21 protein-coding genes are annotated in these 20,771 nt (G+C 39.8%); 17 read left to right on the top strand and 4 right to left on the bottom strand.

The features are described from left to right. Positions 1–2 precede the first annotated feature (2 nt). From thiP to EL215_RS09700, 5 genes are all read left to right on the top strand, one after another. Positions 3–1,607: a thiamine/thiamine pyrophosphate ABC transporter permease ThiP gene (gene thiP / locus EL215_RS09720; RefSeq protein ID WP_126471815.1), complete on the top strand. Its 1,605-nt coding sequence runs from the start codon at positions 3–5 to the stop codon at positions 1,605–1,607. Then, positions 1,600–2,229, top strand: a complete 630-nt coding sequence (gene thiQ, locus EL215_RS09715; RefSeq protein WP_049355388.1) for a thiamine ABC transporter ATP-binding protein — start codon at positions 1,600–1,602, stop codon at positions 2,227–2,229. The genes thiP and thiQ overlap by 8 nt, the downstream gene beginning before the upstream one ends. A 74-nt stretch (positions 2,230–2,303) precedes the next feature. Beyond that, entirely contained in the window at positions 2,304–3,320 is a 1,017-nt protein-coding gene (gene bioB / locus EL215_RS09710) for a biotin synthase BioB (protein WP_049355387.1), read from the top strand. 82 nt (positions 3,321–3,402) lie between these two features. Further along, positions 3,403–3,756, top strand: a complete 354-nt coding sequence (locus tag EL215_RS09705; RefSeq protein WP_126469735.1) for a helix-turn-helix domain-containing protein — start codon at positions 3,403–3,405, stop codon at positions 3,754–3,756. Then, positions 3,741–4,562, top strand: a complete 822-nt coding sequence (locus EL215_RS09700; RefSeq protein ID WP_126469737.1) for an IS3 family transposase — start codon at positions 3,741–3,743, stop codon at positions 4,560–4,562. Before EL215_RS09705 ends, EL215_RS09700 begins: the two co-directional genes overlap by 16 nt. Positions 4,563–4,613: 51 nt before the next feature. On the opposite strand, the gene suhB is transcribed toward EL215_RS09700, so the two are convergent. After that, positions 4,614–5,414 carry an inositol-1-monophosphatase gene (suhB, locus tag EL215_RS09695; RefSeq protein ID WP_126471813.1) on the bottom strand — a complete coding sequence of 267 codons (801 nt, stop codon included), beginning with the start codon at positions 5,412–5,414 and terminating at the stop codon, positions 4,614–4,616. A 200-nt stretch (positions 5,415–5,614) separates the two neighbouring features. Between suhB and EL215_RS09690 the strand changes: the two genes are divergently transcribed. The 9 genes from EL215_RS09690 to yfbR all read left to right on the top strand — a co-directional run bounded on the left by EL215_RS09690 (position 5,615) and on the right by yfbR (position 14,494). After that, positions 5,615–6,133 carry a prepilin-type cleavage/methylation domain-containing protein gene (locus EL215_RS09690; protein ID WP_126471811.1) on the top strand — a complete coding sequence of 173 codons (519 nt, stop codon included), beginning with the start codon at positions 5,615–5,617 and terminating at the stop codon, positions 6,131–6,133. After that, positions 6,130–6,846, top strand: coding sequence for a PulJ/GspJ family protein (locus EL215_RS09685; RefSeq protein ID WP_126472067.1), 717 nt, complete (start codon positions 6,130–6,132; stop codon positions 6,844–6,846). Before EL215_RS09690 ends, EL215_RS09685 begins: the two co-directional genes overlap by 4 nt. 2 nt (positions 6,847–6,848) lie before the next feature. Next, positions 6,849–7,529 (top strand): DUF2572 family protein, encoded by a 681-nt coding sequence (locus EL215_RS09680; protein ID WP_126471809.1) that lies wholly within the window; start codon positions 6,849–6,851, stop codon positions 7,527–7,529. A gap of 13 nt (positions 7,530–7,542) precedes the next feature. Next, positions 7,543–7,809, top strand: a complete 267-nt coding sequence (locus EL215_RS09675) for a DUF5374 domain-containing protein (RefSeq protein WP_049364346.1) — start codon at positions 7,543–7,545, stop codon at positions 7,807–7,809. 37 nt (positions 7,810–7,846) lie between these two features. Further along, positions 7,847–11,206, top strand: a complete 3,360-nt coding sequence (gene recC, locus EL215_RS09670) for an exodeoxyribonuclease V subunit gamma (protein WP_126471807.1) — start codon at positions 7,847–7,849, stop codon at positions 11,204–11,206. 77 nt (positions 11,207–11,283) lie between these two features. Next, the gene (nrdR, locus tag EL215_RS09665) at positions 11,284–11,733 is read left to right on the top strand and encodes a transcriptional regulator NrdR (protein ID WP_049355381.1); all 450 of its coding nucleotides are present in this window, start codon (positions 11,284–11,286) and stop codon (positions 11,731–11,733) included. Position 11,734: 1 nt separating this feature from the next. After that, entirely contained in the window at positions 11,735–12,865 is a 1,131-nt protein-coding gene (ribD, locus tag EL215_RS09660) for a bifunctional diaminohydroxyphosphoribosylaminopyrimidine deaminase/5-amino-6-(5-phosphoribosylamino)uracil reductase RibD (RefSeq protein WP_126471805.1), read from the top strand. A 3-nt stretch (positions 12,866–12,868) separates the two neighbouring features. Continuing rightward, positions 12,869–13,891, top strand: coding sequence for an outer membrane-stress sensor serine endopeptidase DegS (gene degS / locus EL215_RS09655; protein ID WP_049355379.1), 1,023 nt, complete (start codon positions 12,869–12,871; stop codon positions 13,889–13,891). Between the two features lie 6 nt (positions 13,892–13,897). Then, positions 13,898–14,494 (top strand): 5'-deoxynucleotidase, encoded by a 597-nt coding sequence (gene yfbR / locus EL215_RS09650; RefSeq protein ID WP_126471803.1) that lies wholly within the window; start codon positions 13,898–13,900, stop codon positions 14,492–14,494. Between the two features lie 49 nt (positions 14,495–14,543). Here yfbR and EL215_RS09645 read toward each other — a convergent pair whose 3' ends face one another. After that, positions 14,544–15,311: a molybdenum-dependent transcriptional regulator ModE gene (locus EL215_RS09645; protein WP_126472066.1), complete on the bottom strand. Its 768-nt coding sequence runs from the start codon at positions 15,309–15,311 to the stop codon at positions 14,544–14,546. Between the two features lie 133 nt (positions 15,312–15,444). Here EL215_RS09645 and modA point away from each other — a divergent pair, with 133 nt between their 5' ends. From modA to modC, 3 genes are all read left to right on the top strand, one after another. Continuing rightward, positions 15,445–16,209, top strand: a complete 765-nt coding sequence (gene modA / locus EL215_RS09640; RefSeq protein WP_126471801.1) for a molybdate ABC transporter substrate-binding protein — start codon at positions 15,445–15,447, stop codon at positions 16,207–16,209. Between the two features lie 94 nt (positions 16,210–16,303). Next, the gene (modB, locus tag EL215_RS09635; RefSeq protein ID WP_269471710.1) at positions 16,304–17,020 is read left to right on the top strand and encodes a molybdate ABC transporter permease subunit; all 717 of its coding nucleotides are present in this window, start codon (positions 16,304–16,306) and stop codon (positions 17,018–17,020) included. Beyond that, positions 17,007–18,062: a molybdenum ABC transporter ATP-binding protein ModC gene (gene modC / locus EL215_RS09630; protein WP_126471800.1), complete on the top strand. Its 1,056-nt coding sequence runs from the start codon at positions 17,007–17,009 to the stop codon at positions 18,060–18,062. The genes modB and modC overlap by 14 nt, the downstream gene beginning before the upstream one ends. A 74-nt stretch (positions 18,063–18,136) precedes the next feature. Here modC and dnaJ read toward each other — a convergent pair whose 3' ends face one another. Both dnaJ and EL215_RS09620 read right to left on the bottom strand, forming a co-directional pair. Next, positions 18,137–19,273, bottom strand: a complete 1,137-nt coding sequence (gene dnaJ / locus EL215_RS09625; RefSeq protein ID WP_126471798.1) for a molecular chaperone DnaJ — start codon at positions 19,271–19,273, stop codon at positions 18,137–18,139. A gap of 140 nt (positions 19,274–19,413) precedes the next feature. After that, positions 19,414–20,682: an O-acetylhomoserine aminocarboxypropyltransferase/cysteine synthase family protein gene (locus tag EL215_RS09620; RefSeq protein WP_126471796.1), complete on the bottom strand. Its 1,269-nt coding sequence runs from the start codon at positions 20,680–20,682 to the stop codon at positions 19,414–19,416. Between the last annotated feature and the right edge of the window lie 89 nt (positions 20,683–20,771).

Raw genomic sequence — 20,771 nt, 5'->3', positions numbered from 1 at the left:
TGATGTACTTATTGCAACATCCGCATTTTCGTCCTCGCCATTATTTGGGCGGAAGTGCGGTCATCTTTTTCATTGTTTTACTCTATGGATTTTCACTTTCTGCGGTTTTTTCAGTTGGAAGTGATTATGCCTTATCTGATTTCTTACAAGACGATTATTTGCATCAAGTTATCGCCTTTAGTGTCGGGCAGGCATTCTTGTCAGCCTTGCTTTCTAGCGTAATTGGAACTTTATTTGCACGCGCTTTTTTCTATTTAGATTTCAAAGGCAAATCGCTCATTTTACGCATTTTTTCCCTCACATTTGTCTTGCCTGCATTACTGGCTATTTTCGGTTTGATTGGTATTTATGGCACGGCCGGTTGGCTAACACAACTGCTGCAAACCTTAGATATTTCGTGGAAACCCTCTATTTATGGTTTAAGTGGTATTCTCATTGCCCATTTATTTTTTAATATTCCCTTATCTGCCAGAATGAGTTTGCAGGCTTTGCAAAGTGTGCCGACCGAACAGCATCAACTTGCGGCACAATTAAATATCAAAGGTTTCACATTTTTCCGCTTAATTGAATGGCCTTATTTGAAAAGTCAAATCGTGTCTGCCTTTGTGCTGATTTTTATGCTGTGTTTCACCAGTTTTACGATTGTATTGGCGCTTGGTGGCGGGCCGCAAAATAGCACATTAGAAGTCGCGATTTACCAAGCCATTTTCTTTGAATTTGATTTACCCAAAGCCGCATTTTTTGCGTTGGTACAATTTGCATTTTGTTTTGCATTATTTTCACTTTCACAATATTGGGCGAAAGCACCTGAAACGCAGATTTCGCAACGTTATCGATGGGTTTTACCTGTTTCAAGAGCGGTCAAATTTGGACATGTTTTTGTCTTATTCTCGGTGTGCTTATTTATTTTAAGTCCCTTATTCAATATTATTTTCCAGGGTTTGTCAGCTACCCAATTATTTGGCTATTGGCAAAATCCACAATTATGGAAGGCGATTGCTTATTCATTAACCATGGCACCGATAGCAGGGATTTTATCGGTATTATTTGGATTCTTCTTATTGTTACTCTCCCGTCAGCTACAATGGTTATCTCATCCAAAATTAGCACACTTAATTTTAACGGGGGGCATGATGATTTTAGCCATTCCGACGATTGTCTTAGCTGTAGGCTTATTCCTTTGGTTGCAAGATATTGATTTCTCAGCAGGGCATTTGTTTGTGGTGGTATCTGTTTGTAACGCCTTGGCAGCTTTACCATTTGTGATCAAAATTCTTAATACACCAATGAATCAATCGATGCAATATTATGAAAAACTCTGTTTATCGCTGAATATTACAGGCTGGCAGCGTTTTCGTTTAATTGAATATCCGCTACTAAAAGCCCCGTTGAAATATGCCTTGGCACTCGCAACGACTTTATCACTCGGCGATTTTACAGCGATAGCCTTATTTGGTAGCCCTGATTTTACTTCTTTGCCTCATTTGCTTTATCAACAAATCGGGCAATATCGAAGCCAAGAGGCAGCAGTGACGGCATTGATTTTATTGGGCTTATGTTTAGGTTTATTTATGTTTATTGAAGGGCAGAAGGAACTACATGATTAAATTAAATAATGTGGTCTTCAATTATCAATCCATGCCGATGGTATTTGATTTACATATTCAAGCCCAGGAAAAAATCGCCATTATTGGTGAAAGTGGCGCAGGAAAAAGTACCTTACTGAATTTAATTGCCGGTTTCGAATATGCCGATAGTGGCGAGATTTGGCTAAATGATGAAAATCATACCAAAACAGCACCTTTTGAACGCCCTGTTTCCATGCTATTTCAGGAAAACAATCTCTTTACTCATCTTTCCGTAGAAGAGAATATTGCTTTAGGTTTAAAACCGAATTTAGCCTTAAATGCAGAAGAAAAAGCCCTTGTAGAACAAGCTGCTAGAGCAGTTAATTTACAGGATTTTTTAACGAGAAAACCGACCGCACTTTCAGGTGGACAAAAACAGCGAGTGGCATTGGCGCGCTGTTTGCTACGAGATAAACCCATTTTATTATTGGATGAGCCTTTTTCTGCACTCGATCCTAAATTACGCATTGAAATGCAGGATTTAATGGATCAATTATGTGAAGAGAAAAAGCTCACCATGTTATTGGTGACACATCAACCCAAAGAAATTGAACGGCATATTGATCGAGTGATTGAAATTCATCAAGGAAAAGTGATCTGATCTCTTTTTATCATATTGCAGAGTAATATGCTCAATTTAATAAAAGCGACGTTGCTTAAAACAAGGAAAATATAATGACAACCACAAATGTAGTACAGCTTTCATCTATTACGCCCCATCCTTCAGTGGAGTATTGGTCTGTTTGTAAAGTCGAAGCACTATTTGAAACACCTTTTTTAGAATTAGTCTATCGTGCGGCTCAAGTACATCGAGAGCATTTCAACCCTGGCGCGATACAGTTATCGACGTTGATGTCGATTAAAACGGGTGGCTGTCCAGAGGATTGTGGTTATTGCCCACAATCAGCACGTTATCAAACAGGTGTACAAAATCAGCAGATCTTGGATATTGATGAAATTGTTGAAAAAGCCAAAATTGCGAAAGCACGTGGTGCAGGACGTTTTTGTATGGGCGCAGCATGGCGTGGTCCTAAGCCAAAGGATATGGAAAAAGTGACGGCGATTATTCGTGCGGTAAAAGATATTGGCTTAGAAACTTGCGGCACCTTTGGGCTGTTGCAAGATGGTATGGCGGAAGAGTTAAAAGATGCAGGATTGGATTATTACAACCATAATATAGATACCGCGCCAGAGAATTATCACAATGTCATTGGCACACGCCGTTTTGATGATCGCTTAAGTACGTTAGGAAAAGTTCGTCATGCCGGTTTGAAAGTTTGCTGTGGTGGTATTGTGGGCATGAACGAAACCCGTAAAGAGCGAGCAGGCCTCATTGCAAGTTTGGCAAATCTTGATCCGCAGCCAGAGTCCGTGCCAATTAACCAATTAGTGAAAGTGGAAGGCACACCAATGGCCGATGCAGCTGATTTAGATTGGACGGAGTTTGTTCGCACTATTGCCGTTGCGCGTATTACTATGCCAAAAAGTTATGTTCGCCTTTCTGCAGGCCGTCAAGGCATGAGTGAAGAAATGCAAGCCATGTGTTTTATGGCTGGTGCGAACTCTATTTTCTATGGCGATAAATTGTTAGTGACAGGCAACCCAGAAGAAGATGGCGATCAGCTTCTTATGGCAAAATTGGATCTTGAGCCAGAAACGGAAGAAAATAGAAAGCCACTCGACAGAAATTAGTCAGAAAAAAAGTGCGGTGAAATTTGATCTGCACCCCAAAAGTTGGACTCAACAAACCAACAATTGAGGTGCAGATTTTTTTATGGGTAAACACTACACAATCGAATTTAAATTACAGGTTCTTCAACCTATTTTGAATGGGAAAATGAGTATTAGAGAAACTGCGCGTTTTTACAATATTCCTTCCAACTCCCTAGTCGGGACATGGTTGAAACGATTTGAAAAAAGTGGCATAAAAGGACTTATTCCCCGTAAACCATCAGGACGACCGCCGATGAAACCCAAATATGCAAAAATGCCACCGCCACCCAAAACTGAAGAAGACCGTTTACGCCTGAGAATTTTACAGCTTGAAGCGGAGGTAGCCTACCTAAAGGAGTTGAGAAGGCTCAGACTTCAGGACGAAGCCGAGCAACGGAAATTATCCAAAGGTTAAGAACACGCTATCCGTTAAAATGGCTTTTAGGCTTTGCACAATTAGCGCGTAGTACGTTTTTTGCTAAACTTCAGATTAAACTGGATAAGGATGAGTTGTTGAAAAAGACCATTAAACGCATCAAAGCCAACCATCCTGATTATGGCTACCGACGTGTTCATGCCTGCTTGCCAGGCGTGAATCATAAAAAAGTTCAACGTTTAATGCAGACACTTGGGCTTCAAGTGCGGTCAAGAAAAAGCAAGAAATTTACGACCTATCGAGGCACGATAGGGGTGATTGCACCGAATCATCTTGAACGCGATTTTAGTGCAACGGCCCCGAACCAAAAATGGGTGACCGATATCACCGAGTTTAAGGCGAAAGATGGGAGCAAAGTCTATTTATCCCCAATTTTAGACTTATTTAACAATGAGATAGTTTCATATAATCTCAGCTATTCCCCAAACTGGGCGCAAGTAGAGGACATGTTAATGCAAGCCGTCAAAGGATTAAATAAAGCTTGTGGTGTCATTTTACATTCAGACCAGGGATGGCAATATCAAATGGTGGCTTATCGTCGAATCTTGGCTGAACATGGCATCATTCAAAGTATGTCGAGAAAAGGGAATTGCTTGGACAACGCCGCAATGGAAAGTTTCTTTGGACGATTAAAAACAGAATGTTTTTATGGTCGGGAATTTAACAGTAGAGAGGAGATAGTTGATGCCGTCAGGGATTATTTGGATTACTATAATCACCGACGGATTCAACTAAAATTAAAAGGACTGAGTCCGGTACAATATCGAAAACAATCCTTTAAATAACAGTCTAACTTTTTGGGGTCAGATCAAATTTCACCGCACTTTTGTTAAGGTTTACTTCACTTGTTCAGTTAGGCAAGGCTGAATTTTATTTAGCATTTCTTTTAAAATACGCGCTGGAGCAGCGACAATGTTGCCTGAGCGTAAATAGCCATGACCCGCATTGAAATCACATACTAAACCACCAGCTTCACGCACGATTAAATCACCTGCTGCGCAATCCCAAGGTTTTAAGCCCATTTCGAAATAGCCGTCAACACGACCTGAAGCCACATAGCAAAGGTCTAATGCGGCAGAACCCGTACGACGGAAATCTGCTGCTTCATCAATTAAGTTATTCATGATAGCAAATTGAGTTGGCATCAAGCTTGGTTGTTTGAATGGGAAACCGGTGGCTAAAATCGCCCCGTTAAGTTCATTTTGGCTATCTACACGTAAACGCACTTCATTTAATTTTGCGCCTTCACCACGCACAGCAGTGAATAATTCATTACGAATAGGATCGTAAACCACACCTACTTCGGTACGGTTTTTTACACGGATAGCAATAGATACAGAGAAATGTGGCAAACCTTTTATGAAGTTGGTTGTGCCATCTAGTGGATCAATCACCCATTGAATATCACTGTCTTTGCCTTCTAATGCACCACGCTCTTCACTGATAATTGTATGATCAGGATAAGATTTTTGAATGATTTCAATGATCTCAGCTTCAGCAGCTTTATCGACGCTAGTCACATAATCATTAATACCTTTTTTACTTGTTTGGATATCATCACGGCGCTCATAGTTTTTAGCAATTACGTTGCCCGCTTTTCGTGCCGCACGAATAGCGATATTTAACATTGGATTCATATTTCCACCAGATTTTAAAGAACAGATAAATAGGTCGCCTATTATAAGGGAGTTTTAGTAAATAGCCAGTTGAAAATGTTTAATTCACGTTTTTTCCCGTTTTTTAAAAGAAATTTGCGATCAGTATCGCAAAAATAAAGTAGTTAATTTGGCTTTCTTCTAAAGGAATTTTAAAGTGCGGTCAAAAAAGAAGGCATTTTATGTATAAAGGGATAACCTTATTAGAAACCTTGATTGTATTATTTATTTTAAGCTTAACGTTAGCGTTTGCATTGCCCAAATGGCAGAAAGCCGATCCCAAATATTTTCTTGAAAAAGAGCAACAACGGCTTTATTTTTTCCTGCGAAATATTCAGGCAAGAGCAGAAAACTCATCGGCGATTTGGTTTATTTTGGCCAATCAAGATAGGGCAAATCAACGTTGGTGTATCACAGCTCAAGTAAAAAGTGATCATTTTTGTGATTGTTTTCATCCCCAGAATTGTCCTAAAAACCTTTATGCGCATTTTTACTATCCTTATTTTGAAGGGAAAACGATGCTAATTGGCCCTAAATTATATCCGTCAGAAGTGGCGGTGAAATTTAATGGGGCAAGAAATACTATGGAAACGAATTGTTTTATGTTACAGGGTGAAGAGCATCGAACATTGTTCTCTTTTTTCAATGTGGGCAGTATCAAATTAAAGTCTGATCAAGCAGCGAGTGCATGTACAAGATGAAACCATTAAAAGGTGAAACATTGCTGAGCTTATTGATTTCACTTGGCTTATCCGCTTTATTATTGTTATTGGTTGCACAATTTTATGCCCAAACTCAACAGCAAAATCAGCGTTTAATGTTACAACTTAAATTACAAGCGGAATTACAACGCACAATTCAACTCATCGGGAAAGACCTGCGCCGCGTAGGCTTTCGAGCCGCAAACCTAAAACTCATCGAAGATAATCTCGCTTTATTTGAATTAGACGAAAAGGGCACAGCAATAACCATTGCTCAAGCAGACAATGCCCCATTAAATAGCTGTGTTTTATTTTTTTATGATTTAAATAGCAATGGCTGTATTGGTGAAAAGTACACAAAAAATACCTGCGTAAATGGCGTTAAAAATGTGGCAAAAAATATCGAAAAGGAGCTATTTGGTTACAAACTTAACGACAAAATGATTGAAACCAAACAAACTTATAAAAATGCGGTAAATGCGGATTGTCGTTCGGAAGAATGTCAGCGTGCTTTAACGCAATCTACTTGTAACGCGGGTGGTGGATGGACAGATTTATTGGATGAAAAAGAGTTTGATATTTCTCAATTACGTTTTGATTGGTTAAAGGCAGGGAAAGGGATTGAAATCAAACTCGCGGGAAATCTTACAACACATAAGCATATTCAATATGAAACTTCGCTTGTGGTGCCTTTATTAAATCAAGAAGAATAATCATGAAAAAAGGGATTGTGACACTAACGGCACTGATTTTACTTTCGGGATTATTGGCGCTGATCTTATTATTTGATGAACAGATCTTTGCATTTTTTCGAGCTCAAATGAGTCAGCGAAAATATTATGTAGAACAGAGTCTTCCTTTACAGAAAATCAGTCAGCAGCAACAAACGCACATTTGCCAAAATTTGTCTTTAAATGGTGCTGGAAAAGTGAAACAAGTCTTTTTCGAGTCTTCAGGGGCAGAGGATAAAGTCGCCTATTCTGTTTGGTGTAAACGTGCAGCGTTATTTAAGAAATCGCCCACAAAAGGCATTAATGAAAATAGGCTGCGAGATTTTATTTCCAGCGAAAAACAAGCTGATTTTCAACCGCACTTTGTGAAAGTAGATACTACTTTAACTGCTCAAAAAAAACCTCAAGTGTATTGGATAACGCAAAGCCAATTAGAAATTAAAGGGAATGTGAGTGGTATTCTGCTAGCAGAAGGAAATTTAACCTTAACAGGCAAAGGGCGAATTAGCGGTGCAGTGATTACAGGTGGTTCGCTTAAGTTAGAGGAGGGTGTGACTGTGGCTTACGGTAAAGCCGTGGTAACAAAACTCGTACGAGAATATAGCCAATGGCATTTGGTGGATAAAAGTTGGAGTGATTTAAGTGCGCAAAATCAAAGTGAATAAAGGCATGTCGTTAATGTCACTTTTATTAGCCTTATCGATTTTCAGCGGGTTATTTTTGATCTTTAACCGATGGACGACTGAGCAACGGAAAAGTGCGGTCAGGATTTTTCAAGAATTTCAGGCGATTCAAATTGCTGAGAATCAGGCTCAACGTCAGTTTTTAGGCTTGTCTTGTGAAAATAGCGTAGAACAAAATGGCATTCAATTTGCCATTCAATGCAGTCATCATCAAGTGAATATACGCTATCCTCAAGGTGAATTTTTATTGAAAACCGAGTAAAATAACGCATTGTTTTTGCTTTCAAAAGGGCGTTACTTTGTTCGTTACTTATTATTCAAACCAACCAGAAATTCAAAAGGATATTTTAGTTTCGCTGTTGGAAAATTTACCGCAACATGATCCGTTTCAATCTGACATTGTGTTGGTGCAAAGTCCAGGTATGGCACAATGGTTACAAATGGAAATTGCTAAAAAATGCGGCGTTGCAGCGAATTTTCAATTCCCGATGCCTTCCAGTTTTATTTGGAAACTTTACGCCGATAATTTGCCGAATGTTTCCACGCAAAACCCTTTTGAAAAAGATTCAACGTTATGGCGATTAATGCGATTAATTCCTACTTTTTTACAGCAAAAAGAATTTGAACCATTAAAAAAATATTTAGCGTCTTCACCTGCATCAGAACAGCAAAAACTTTATCAATTAAGCCTAAAAGTTGCTGATTTATTTGACCAATATCTCGTCTACCGTCCCGAATGGATTGCTGCATGGGAAGAAAATAACGATGAAAAAATCTTGGCTCAAATTAATCAGCAAAAGCAGAGGCTTTCGGCATTAAATCCTACCTTTCTTTCTCAAATTAAAGGTAATATTCATTGGCAGGGAATTTTATGGCGAGCCTTGGTGGATGATGTCCAACGTGATTTCGATGGAAAAGCAAAACACCGTGCTGCACTTAATCAACAATTTTTAGCATTATGTCGTGATCCTAATGCGACACTCAACTTACCAGAACGTATTTTTATTTTTGGTATTCCAGCATTACCAACGGTTTATCTCAATATTTTCCAAGGTATTTCAGCTAAAACAGACGTGCATTTATTCTTTAATAATCCATGTCAAGAATATTGGGGCGACTTGAGAGATCTGAGTAAATCCTATTTATTAGAAAGACAGCGTTTCGTGCAAGAAAGTGATTATGTGAAGCCTTTAATTTCAGCCGAGCAAGTGTCATGGGAACCTGCTGACCTTGATTACACCAATCAACAAGAAGAATTGTTCAGTGGAAATCCGCTTTTAGCCTCTTGGGGGAAAATGGGACGAGATTTTCTCTATCAATTAGTGCGAGATGAGGAAAATATTCAAGCCATTTCCCGTGATTACTATGCAGAACTTCCCGAAAAAACGTTGTTAGGGCAGATCCAAAATCAAATTTTGACGTTAAGTCATGGTTCATTAAATGTTGCGAAAAATGACCGCTCTTTGGTCGTGAAATCTTGCCATAGCGCAATGCGAGAAGTTGAAGTGCTGCATGATTATTTGTTGGATTTATTCAATCAAAATCAGCATAAGCCAAAAGAAGAACAGATTACACCAAAAGATGTGGTGGTCATGGTGGCCGATGTTAACCAATATACGCCTTATATTCAGGCTGTCTTTGGTGCGAATAGTGCGGACGCACCCGTTATTCCGTTCTCAATTTCAGACAGTAAATTATCTGAAAGTGATGTGATCGTGTCGAGCTATCTTTCCCTGTTAAATTTAAGAGAAAGTCAGTTTGGCGCGGAAGAAGTACTGGCTTTATTGGATATTCCGGCTATCCGTGAGCGTTTTAACATTGCGCTTGCAGATCTCGAGCAAATCCGTGAATGGGTGAAAGAGTCGGGTATTCGCTTTGGTTTAGAAAAACTGCAGAATACACTAAATTTTAACGCGTGGCAGGCGGGGCTTGAACGTATGACCTTAGGTTATGCGATGCGTGAAGAGCAAGGCATTTGGCAAGACAGTCTTGGACTTGATAGTAGCTATGGATTGAAAGGGCAGTTAGTCGGTGCGGTGAATCAATTTTTTACTGCCTTAAATAAATGGCATCAAGATTTGCAAAAGACACACAATATTGAAAAATGGCGTGAAAAATTAACCTCACTTTTGACGGATTTCTTTGTGCAAAATGAAGAAACTGCGGATACCTTATTTTATATTCAAGATTGTATCAATACCTTTGCCGATGATTTGCAGTCCGTCAATTTTGAAGAAACCTTGCAAGCGGATGTTATTGCGGAAGTGATGTCTGCACGTTTAGAAGAAACACCAAACAGCCTTCGTTTCTTAGCGGGGAAAGTGAATTTCTGCACTCTTTTACCAATGCGCTCTATTCCTTTCAAAGTGGTGTGTTTGCTTGGGATGAATGAGGCGGATTACCCACGCAGTCATACCCCAAATAGTTTTGATTTAATGCAATATCATCATCAAAAAGGCGATCGTGTTCGTCGAGATGATGATCGTTACTTATTCCTTGAAGCCTTACTGGCCGCAAGATCCCATTTTTATGTGAGTTATGTGGGCTCTTCAATTATTGATAATCAACCTAAAGAACCTTCAGTATTGGTGAGCCAGTTAATTGATTATATTAATCATTATTCAGACAACTGCTTGAGAATTGAACAACATCCAATGACGGCATTTAGTCCAAGCAATTTCCAAAATGAAGGGAAAATTAACCGCTCTTTTGCAAAAAAATGGCTGCCGATTGCGCAATTCCAAGAAAGAAGATGTCATGAATTTGTTGTGCCGATGGGCGAAAATCAAGAGCCAATAACGGAAATTGAACTCGATCGTTTTGTGAGTTTTGTTGAAAATCCAGTGAAATTCTTTTTTGAAAAGCAGCTTGGCGTGTATTTCCGAGATGAAGATGATCGCATTGAAGAAAGTGAAAACTTCACGTTAAATGGTTTGGATCATTATCGCATTAGTAATGAGTTATTGCATTTAGAGGAAGCGCAATTTAACGATTATTTTGCGAAACAGCGAGTGAAAGGCATCATGCCACGCGGCGAGTTTGCGGAAGTTTGTGCGCAATCCATTCGTGCTGATGTATTGGCTTTTAAAGAGAAAATTAAGGATTATTCTTCACCACACAGTGAGAGTGTCGATTTTGTGGTGGGAACGGCACAAGGCAATATTCGCTTGTTTGGCTATATGGAGCCATTATTTGGTGATGAAAATCAGATAATCGAATGGCGATTTGCAAAATATAAAGATCGTTATCGTATTCGCCCATGGCTTTATTATCTTATTCAACTGGTGACAAAAGAGAATGCTCTGCCGCCACACATTATCGCTAAAGATAAGGATTTAACATTAAAAACAATAGAAAAATCAACCGCACTTGAGAAATTGAAAATATATGTCGAGGCCTATTTACAAAGCCAGCAACAAATTCAGCTCATTCCAACGGAAAATATCGCGAAGTTTATTGAAAAAGATGAAAGTGCGGTCAATTTTGACAATGTTTTGACGAATATCGAGTCCCTTGCGAAAGAGGATAACTATAGTTATAGAAAAGCCGATCCTTATTGGGCGAGGGTGTTGGGTCAAACAGAACAATTTAAATCGCTGGATGGTCGTTTGCAGTTGGTGAAACAAACCACATCCTGGTTCGGCGAAATGTTGTCTTAATGCGAATCTTCAGATCGAAAAGATCTTGGATTTTTGATAAGATGTCAGCTTAAGAATAATTGTGAAAAGGAGCTAAAATGCGTTGTCCGTTTTGTTCAACTGAAGAAACTAAGGTAATTGACAGCCGTTTAGTTTCTGATGGGTATCAAGTGCGTCGTCGTCGGGAATGCGGGAATTGTCATGAACGCTTTACCACCTTTGAAACAGCGGAATTAGTGGTACCAAAAATTATTAAAAATGATGGCTCACGCGAGCCGTTTAATGAAGATAAGTTACGTAGTGGAATTCAACATGCATTAGAAAAACGCCCTGTAAGTTTGGATGATGTGGAAAAAGCCATCAGCCACATTATTATCCAATTACGTGCGACGGGTGAGCGTGAAGTGCCAAGTCATCTTGTAGGTAAATTAGCCATGAATGCACTGAAACAATTAGATAAAGTGGCTTATATCCGTTTTGCATCCGTCTACCTGAGCTTTGATAATATCAATGAATTTACCAAAGAAATTGAAAGCTTAAAGGATTAATATGAGTGACACTTTTTCTTCTGATGACGTGAAATTTATGCAACTGGCTCTTGAGCTTGCGGCAAAAGGGCAGTACACCACTACGCCGAATCCATCGGTAGGATGTGTGTTGGTTAAAAACGGTGAAATTGTCGGGAAAGGGTTTCATTTTAAAGCCGGTCAGCCTCATGCAGAGCGAATGGCGTTGGCAGATGCCGGTGAGAAAGCGAAAGGCGCAACGGCTTATGTGACGCTTGAACCTTGTTCTCATTATGGCCGCACACCGCCTTGTGCATTAGGTTTAATTGAAGCAGGGGTTAGTCGAGTTGTCGCAGCCATGGCAGATCCTAATCCTCAAGTGGCGGGCAAGGGCTTAAAAATGTTAGCCGATGCAGGCATACCAAGTGCGGTCAATTTATTGAACGAACAAGCAGAAGCTTTAAATAAAGGTTTTCTCAAACGTATGAGAACAGGCAAACCTTATGTGCAGCTGAAATTAGCCATGAGTTTAGATGGGCGCACAGCCATGGCGAGCGGTGAAAGCAAATGGATTACAGGTGAAGCAGCTCGTGCGGATGTACAAAAAATGCGAGCCAAAGCGACCGCACTTTTATCAACAAGTGCCACCGTGTTAGCCGATGATCCAAGCTTAAATGTGCGTTGGAACCAATTCCCCGATGAGCTAAAAGCGGAATATGCTGAAGATACAGTGCGTCAGCCTATTCGCATAATCTTAGATTCTAGAAATCGAGTTCAGCCAAACTATCAATTATTCCATACCTATTCGCCAGTTTGGCTTGTGGGTTCAATTCCACGGGATATGTCTGTATTCCCTGATTTCTGTGAGCAAATATTATTACCAGAAAACTATGATTTTGATCTATTGATGACAGAATTAGGTAATAGACAAGTGAATTCCATTTGGGTTGAAGCCGGTGCCAATTTAGCGGGAAGCTTGATTGAACAACATGCTGTAGATGAATTAATCATTTATGTCGCTCCGAAACTCTTGGGAGATAAAGCTCGAGGATTATGCCAACTCCCGCATTTGGAAACCCTTGCGGATGCCCCATTGTGGCAATTGCAAGAATACGAAAAATTTGGGGATGATTTAAAGCTCAGTTATTTACCTAATTTATTAATAAAAGAATAAAAAATGTTAAAAAAACTTTTCCATTCCACCCTTTGGGGGCTTGCTGCGGCAGGTGTTATTTTATTTGCCGTTCCTAAGCTCAATAATAGCAGTCTTTTCTCTGCTGATGATATTGTTTCGTTTAATAGTGCCGTGAGAATTGCTTCTCCTGCCGTCGTGAACGTGTACAATCGATCTTTTTCTTCTGCCAGCATTAATGATAGCGATCAATTACAAGTAAATAACTTAGGTTCTGGCGTGATTATGACTAAAGACGGTTATATTCTTACCAATAAACACGTTATCCAAAATGCTGATCAAATTGTGGTGGCGTTGCAAAACGGCAATATTTATGAAGCCAATTTAATTGGCTCAGACAATTTAACGGATCTTGCAGTATTAAAAATCAAAGCAACCAATCTTTCTACTATTCCACAAAATAAAGAACGCCAAGTACGAGTTGGGGATATAGCTTTGGCTATTGGTAATCCGTATAACCTTGGTCAAAGTGTCTCACAAGGTATTATCAGTGCAGTAGGACGTAGTGCTGTAGGGGATTCTTTAGGTCGTCAAAACTTTATTCAAACAGATGCTTCGATTAACCGTGGTAACTCTGGTGGTGCGTTGATTAACTCTGCGGGCGAATTAGTGGGGATCAGCACATTAAGTATTGGTAAAACAGCTAATGAAATTGCAGAAGGGTTAAATTTTGCGATTCCAATTAGCATTGCTAATGATGTGTTATATAAAATTATTCGCGATGGTCGTGTGATTCGTGGTTATTTTGGGGTACAAAGTGAAATCACCGCTAATTCAAACGGTGGTATCGTGATTACAGGTGTGACCGCCAATAGCCCTGCAGCGAAAGCAGGAATCCAAGTGGGTGATGTGATCTTGCGGTTAAATAAACAAGATAACCTCTCTATTCGTGAAATGATGCAAATTATCAGCGATACTAAACCGCATACAGAGGTCATTGTTACCGTTTCTCGGTTAGGTAAGGTCATTGATCTTCCTGTGATTATTGAAGAGTTACCGTTTAATTAAGGATGTATAGTGGAAGTTAAAACCAGTCACTTTTTTGCTTGTTTAGATCGTCTTCGCTTAATTCAGCGTTGGTCATTGATGCGCAATATTGAAAAGGAGAACTTGGCGGAGCATAGCCTGCAAGTAGCCTTTGTGGCACAAGCCTTAGCCATTATTAAAAATCAATTTTTTGGTGGGGAAGTGAATCCTGAGCGTATTTCGGTAATGGCGATGTATCATGATACCTCTGAAATCTTTACTGGTGATTTGCCGACCCCAATTAAGTATTTCAATTCTGAAATCACCCATGCTTATAAAGATATTGAAGCGGCTGCAGAATTGCATTTAATTAGTTTGCTCCCGGCTGAATTGCAAGAGAGTTTTGCACCATATTTAGACAGTGAGAAATTTAGCCCAGAAGAAAAGCATTTAGTAAAACAAGCGGACTTGATTTGTGCGTATATTAAAGCTCAATTTGAATTAGAGCATGGCAACCATGAATTTAAAACAGCGAAAAAACGTTTAGAAAATCTAATGGAACAATGGCACAGCCAAGAAATGGATTATTTTTTACAGGTCTTTTTGCCGAGTTTTGGACGCTCGATTGATGAGATTGCGTTATAAGCGCAAATAATAAAGTGCGATCAATTTGATCGCACTTTTTGTTTGAGGATTATTTCAATGTTGCCAAAATAATCTGTTCTGGATCCACGTGTAACCATACATCTTGTCCTACTTTCCAACCATCTTTGCTATGAATGCTGACACAAAATTCAATTGAGCTGTCCTTTAATTGCACAATGGCTTCTTCATTTTCCATTGAAAGAATAGTCGCTTGGAAGAGGTTATTTTTTTCTTCTAGTGTAGTGGTACTAATTTTCACCCAAGGGGCTTTAAACATGACCATCACTTCTTTTTCAGTAATGAGTCTGAGACGCTCAGCACTGCGCATTGTGATTGAAACATGTAATGGATGAGCTAAATCCTGAATGTTTACTGCAACAATACAGCGAGAGTCCACAATATGTTGGCTTGCCACCTTACCGAAAAATTGATTGCGTGCGCTACTTTGTAAGGAGAATTTTGCCGTTGCTGCAAGGAGACTGTTTAGTGGGATTGTTTCATCTTGCAGAATATGAAAGGCGTGCTCTTGTGTTTGTTCGAGCAAATCATAAAGCTGGAGCAAACGCTCGGCATAAGTGGTTAGTGAAGTACCGCCCCCATTTTTCCCACCGATATTACGTTCTAAAAGCGGTTTTGGACTGATTTTATTCATCGCCTCAAGGTGATCCCAAGCACTTTTATAGCTTACTTTGGCGTTTTTGGCTGCTTGGTTGATTGAGCCACATTCTTTAATTTCTTTTAAGAGGCGAACACGTTTTGGATCAATAAATAATTCTTGATGAAGTTTGATCGTCAGTAAAATTTCAGTTTGTTTCATCATCTCCTCCTAATGTTTAATGCTTTTCATTTTACTTGATCTTTGTTTTTTTCTGTAGCTTATTTGAAAATTCAAGTTATAATTCATTCGTAGTATATTTTTTTATATATAGTTTCATTTATATAGGAGATAAATAATGAAATTAACTAAATTTGCAACCGCACTTTTAATTGCGGGTATGGGCGTATCTTTTGCTGCATCAGCAAAAGTGACTGTGTTTGCTGCCGCTTCAATGACTGATGCGTTAAAACAAATTGCGGATCAATATCAAACTGAAAAGCCAAATAATACCGTCGTTTTCTCTTTTGCTTCTTCTTCCACCCTTGCAAAACAAGTTGAAGAAGGCGCACCTGCAGACTTATTTATTTCAGCAAGCAACAAATGGATGAAATATTTATCTGATAAGAATCTTACTGTTAAAGAGACTGAGAAAGTCATAGCTGGCAACGAATTAGTGTTAATTGCACCAGCTAAAAGTGCCGCTAATTCAGTAGATATTGCTAAAGGTGAATGGATTAAAGGCTTAAAAGACAGCTATTTATCTGTAGGTGATCCTGCGCACGTTCCTGCAGGACAATATGCAGAAGAATCATTAACCAGATTAAATTTATGGGATCAAGTCAAAGATAAATTAGCGCGTGCGAAAGACGTGCGTGGTGCATTAGCCTTAGTTGAACGCGCTGAAGCCCCTTATGGTATCGTGTATAGCACTGATGCGAAAGTGAGTAACTCAGTGAAAACAGTCGGCGTATTCCCGAAAGACAGTTATAAACCAGTTGAATATCCCGTTGCGATTTTAAAAGATCATGACAACGCGGATACCCGTGATTTCCTTAATTACTTAGAATCGAGTGCAGCGAAAAAAATATTTGTTGAATATGGTTTCTCTGTGAAATAATGAGCTCAGACTTTATAAAGAAAGGACAGGCAACTGTCCTTTTTGTTATCTCTAAAGAAATTTCGTCATATCGATATATACACAAGGAAATATTTTGCTCTCTTGGTTTCAATTAAGCCCGATGGAATGGGATGCGATTCACCTAAGCATGAGTGTCGCATTGAGTTCTATGCTTTGGAGTTTGCCCTTCGCAATTTTTATCGCTTGGTTGCTGGCTCGTAAGGAATTCTACGGTAAGTCGCTAATCACAGGGATTATTCATCTGCCTTTGGTATTGCCGCCAGTGGTTATTGGTTATTTATTATTAGTCGCCATGGGACGTAATGGCTTTATTGGCAAGTATTTATATCAATGGTTTGGCTTATCCTTCGGCTTTAGCTGGAAGGGGGCGGTATTAGCTTCAGCGGTGGTAGCATTTCCATTGGTCGTGCGGGCGGTACGTCTTTCCTTGGAAAGCATTGATTTTAAGTTAGAGCAAGCCGCACAAACGCTTGGTGCTTCGCCTTGGCGAGTTTTTTTTACAATCACGTTGCCTCTTTCTTTACCTGGCGTATTGGCAGGTTTAGTATTAGGTTTTGCACGCTCTTTAGGAGAGTTTGGTGCGACTATTACTTTCGTTTCCAATATTGCGGGGGAAACTCAAACCATTCCTTTAGCGATGTATTCATTTATCCAAACACCAGGCGCAGAAACACAAACTGCACGCCTTTGCTTGTTTGCGGTGATCCTTTCATTAATTTCTTTATTGCTTTCCGAAGCATTGAGCAAACGGATGCAGAAAAAATTGGGGCAGGGCGATGCTACACATTAATGTACAACAACAATTAGGTCGCCTGACCTTACGTGCGGATCTGCAACTGCCAACTCAAGGTGTGACGGCTATTTTTGGTTTGTCAGGTTCGGGTAAAACCTCATTGATTAATTTGGTGAGTGGTTTAACTCATCCTGATCAGGGATTTATTCGTTTAAATGACCGCACTTTGGTGGATGTAGAGAACGGTGAGAATCTCCCTGTGCATCAGCGCAAAATCGGCTATGTATTCCAAGATGCGCGTTTATTTCCGCATTACAATGTCAAAGGCAATTTACGTTATGGCATGAAGCATGTCAGCCGTGAAGACTTTGACTATATCGTTCAGCTACTTGGTATTGAACCGTTACTCAAACGCTATCCTCTGACTTTATCGGGGGGCGAAAAACAACGTGTGGCGATTGGACGAGCCTTATTAACAGATCCTGATATTTTGTTAATGGACGAACCGCTTTCAGCTTTAGATGTGCCTCGCAAACGTGAGCTTATGCAATATCTGGAAAGTCTATCCAAAGAAATTAATGTGCCGATTTTATATGTGACGCACAGTTTGGACGAATTATTACGTTTGGCCGATCGTGTTGTACTGATGGAAAACGGCAAAGTGAAAGCCTATGACTCCTTAGAAAATGTGTGGAACAGTCCGTTATTTGCCCCTTGGAAAGGCGAATCGGAACAGAGTAGTGTGTTGGCGTTGCCCGTATATTTACATAATCCAACCTATAAAATGACCGCACTTTCTTTGGGCGAACAACAGCTTTGGATTAATGAAGTGCATCATCAAGCGAATGAAAAAGTACGCGTCTGTATTTATAGTTCTGATGTATCACTCACTCTCAGCAAGCCTGAGCAAACTAGCATTCGTAATATCTTACGTGGGCAAATTGTCCAAATCATTCCGCAAGAGAATCACATTGACATTGCGGTATTAGTGGAAGGACATAAAGTTTGGGCAAGTATCAGTAAATGGGCGTTTAATGAATTGCATTTTGCTCAAGGCATGGATGTTTATGTACAAATAAAAGCGATTTCTGTCGTGTAAAGTCATTACTTATAAAATAAAAGTGCGGTCAATTTCAAAACAGTTTTAAAATTGACCGCACTTTCTGTTTAGGATTACTTACCTAAGTTATCAAAGAATTTCTTCACACCGTCTAAAAAGCTTGAAGATTTCGGGTTATGAGATTTTTGCCCTTTCAAACTTTCTTCCAGTTTTTCTAATAATTCTTTTTGTTCTTTATTTAAGTTGACTGGTGTTTCAATCACTACTCGACAAATGAGATCTCCCGCGTAGCCGCTACGTGTAGAGGTCACCCCTTTACCACGCATACGGAAGAGTTTGCCAGTTTGGGTTTCCGCAGGAATTTTGAGTTTCACTTTACCGTCTAAGGTTGGGACTTCAATTTCCCCCCCTAACGCTGCCATTGAGAAACTGATTGGCACTTCGCAGTAGAGGTTGTTTCCATCACGTTCAAAGATATGATGTTCTTTAACGTGAATGACTACATATAAATCACCTGCTGGTGCACCATTTTCACCCGCTGCACCTTCACCGCTTAAACGTAATTGGTTGCCGGTATCCACGCCTGCTGGGATTTTAACGGAAAGGTTTTTCTTTTTGTGAACACGACCTTCGCCATGGCAGCTTTTACATGGTTTTTCAATTTTCTTACCAGAACCATGACAAGTAGGACAAACCGCTTCAGTTACGAAGAAACCTTGTTGGCGACGAATACGACCTGAACCATGACAGCTTGGGCATGTCTCAACTTTTGATCCTTTCTCTGCGCCAGTACCATCGCAGCTATCACAGTGAGCAAGGGTATTAATCTGGATATCTTTGGTTGTACCTTTTACGGCTTCTTCTAATGTAATTTGGATGTCATAACGTAAATCTTCACCACGCACTACGCGCTGACGACCACGTCCGCCACCGCCGAAGATATCGCCGAACATATCACCAAAAATATCACCGAAATCAGCGCCGCTGAATCCGCCACCGAAGCCACCGCCTCCCATGCCACCTTGTTCGAAGGCTGCGTGACCGTATTGATCGTAAGCCGCACGTTTTTCTTTATCACCTAAAATTTCATAGGCTTCTTGGATTTCTTTAAATTTTTCTTCTTTGGCTTTATCACCTTTGGTTCTATCAGGGTGATATTGCATGGCGAGTTTTTTGTAAGCACGTTTAATTGCTTTTTCATCTGCGCCACGTTCAACACCAAGAACGTCGTAATAATCTTTCTTTGCCATAATGTTTTCGTTTTCCGTTTAAAAATATAAATTTAAAAAATTTTATTTTGTTATTGTGTGGTACTGCATTAACAACATACCTAACAGTAAAAATAATGCCGAAGGCAGAAATATCAAGGGTAAATTCGTTAATTTATGACTTATTTTGCTGCTGCGAATGCTTGCTCTAAGTCAGCTAAAATATCTTGGATATTTTCAATACCGCAAGAAAGACGAATAAGTCCTGCAGAAATACCGGCTTTTTCTAACTCAGCTTCACTTAATTGGCGATGCGTTGAAGTCGCTGGATGTAACGCACAAGTACGAATATCGGCTACGTGTACTTCACGTGAGGTCATTTGTAACGCGTTTAACCATTTTGCCGCGGTTTCTTTGCCACCTTTAATCTCAAAGGAAATGACACCACACAAGCCATTAGGTAAATATTTTTGTTTGAGTGCATAGTCTGGTGAGTTCGATAAGCCAGGGTAATTCACTTTAGCGACTTGTGGATGTTTTTCTAAAAACTCGGCTACGGCCTGTGCATTTTCATAATGACGTTGCATACGAAGTGCAAGGGTTTCCATACCGACATTCAATAAGAAGCTATTTTGTGGGGCAGGCGCCGCACCTAAATCACGCATTAATTGAACACGCGCTTTGACAATATAAGCTGCAGGACCAAAGGCTTCTGTATAAACTAAACCATGATAAGTTTGGTCTGGCGTGCTTAATTGCGGATATTTGCCGTTATTCCAATTAAAGTTACCGCCATCAGTAATGGATCCACCTAAGGCAATAGCATGACCATCTAAATATTTAGATGTGCTATGAATGACCACGTTTGCACCAAATTCGATTGGGCGACAAAAATAGGGGGTGGCAAAAGTGTTATCAATTAATAATGGCGCCTCTGCAGCTTTCGCTAAGGCAGCAAATTTTTCAATATCTAATACTCGTAAAGCAGGGTTAGCAATAGTTTCAGCAAAAACAGCTTTTGTATTTGGACGAATCGCTTTTTTGAGATCTTCAAGCGGTAAGTCTTGATCCACAAAACTCACTTCAATGCCCATTTTTTTGAATGTATGGGCAAATAAATTGTAAGTACCGCCATACACATAAGAAGAGGAAATAAAATGATCGCCGGCTTCTAAAATATTCAACATCGCATAAAAAACCGCAGATTGACCAGACGCAGTACACATTGTTGCAACGCCACCTTCAAGTGCCGTAATTTTTTCTTCCGCAGCATTTGTCGTTGGGTTTGCTAGGCGAGTATAGAAATAACCTGCTGCTTGTAAATCAAATAATTTGCCAATTTCTTCTGCAGAATCGTAGGTATAAGTCGTGCTTTGCACGATAGGTTGAACACGTGGCTCACCGTTTTTAGGGCTATAGCCCGCATGGAGGCATTTCGTTTCGAATTTCATTGTTTTTTCCTTTAGTTGTGTTTATTTGGAGGTAAAGTACGGTCGTTTTCGATAACGTTTTTTACACTTTGGATTTGTAATGTGGAAAT

The sequence above is a fragment of the Haemophilus parainfluenzae genome (assembly GCF_900638025.1).
Lineage (GTDB): Bacteria > Pseudomonadota > Gammaproteobacteria > Enterobacterales > Pasteurellaceae > Haemophilus_D > Haemophilus_D parainfluenzae_J.
This window is presented reverse-complemented; position numbering and strand designations above follow the sequence as displayed.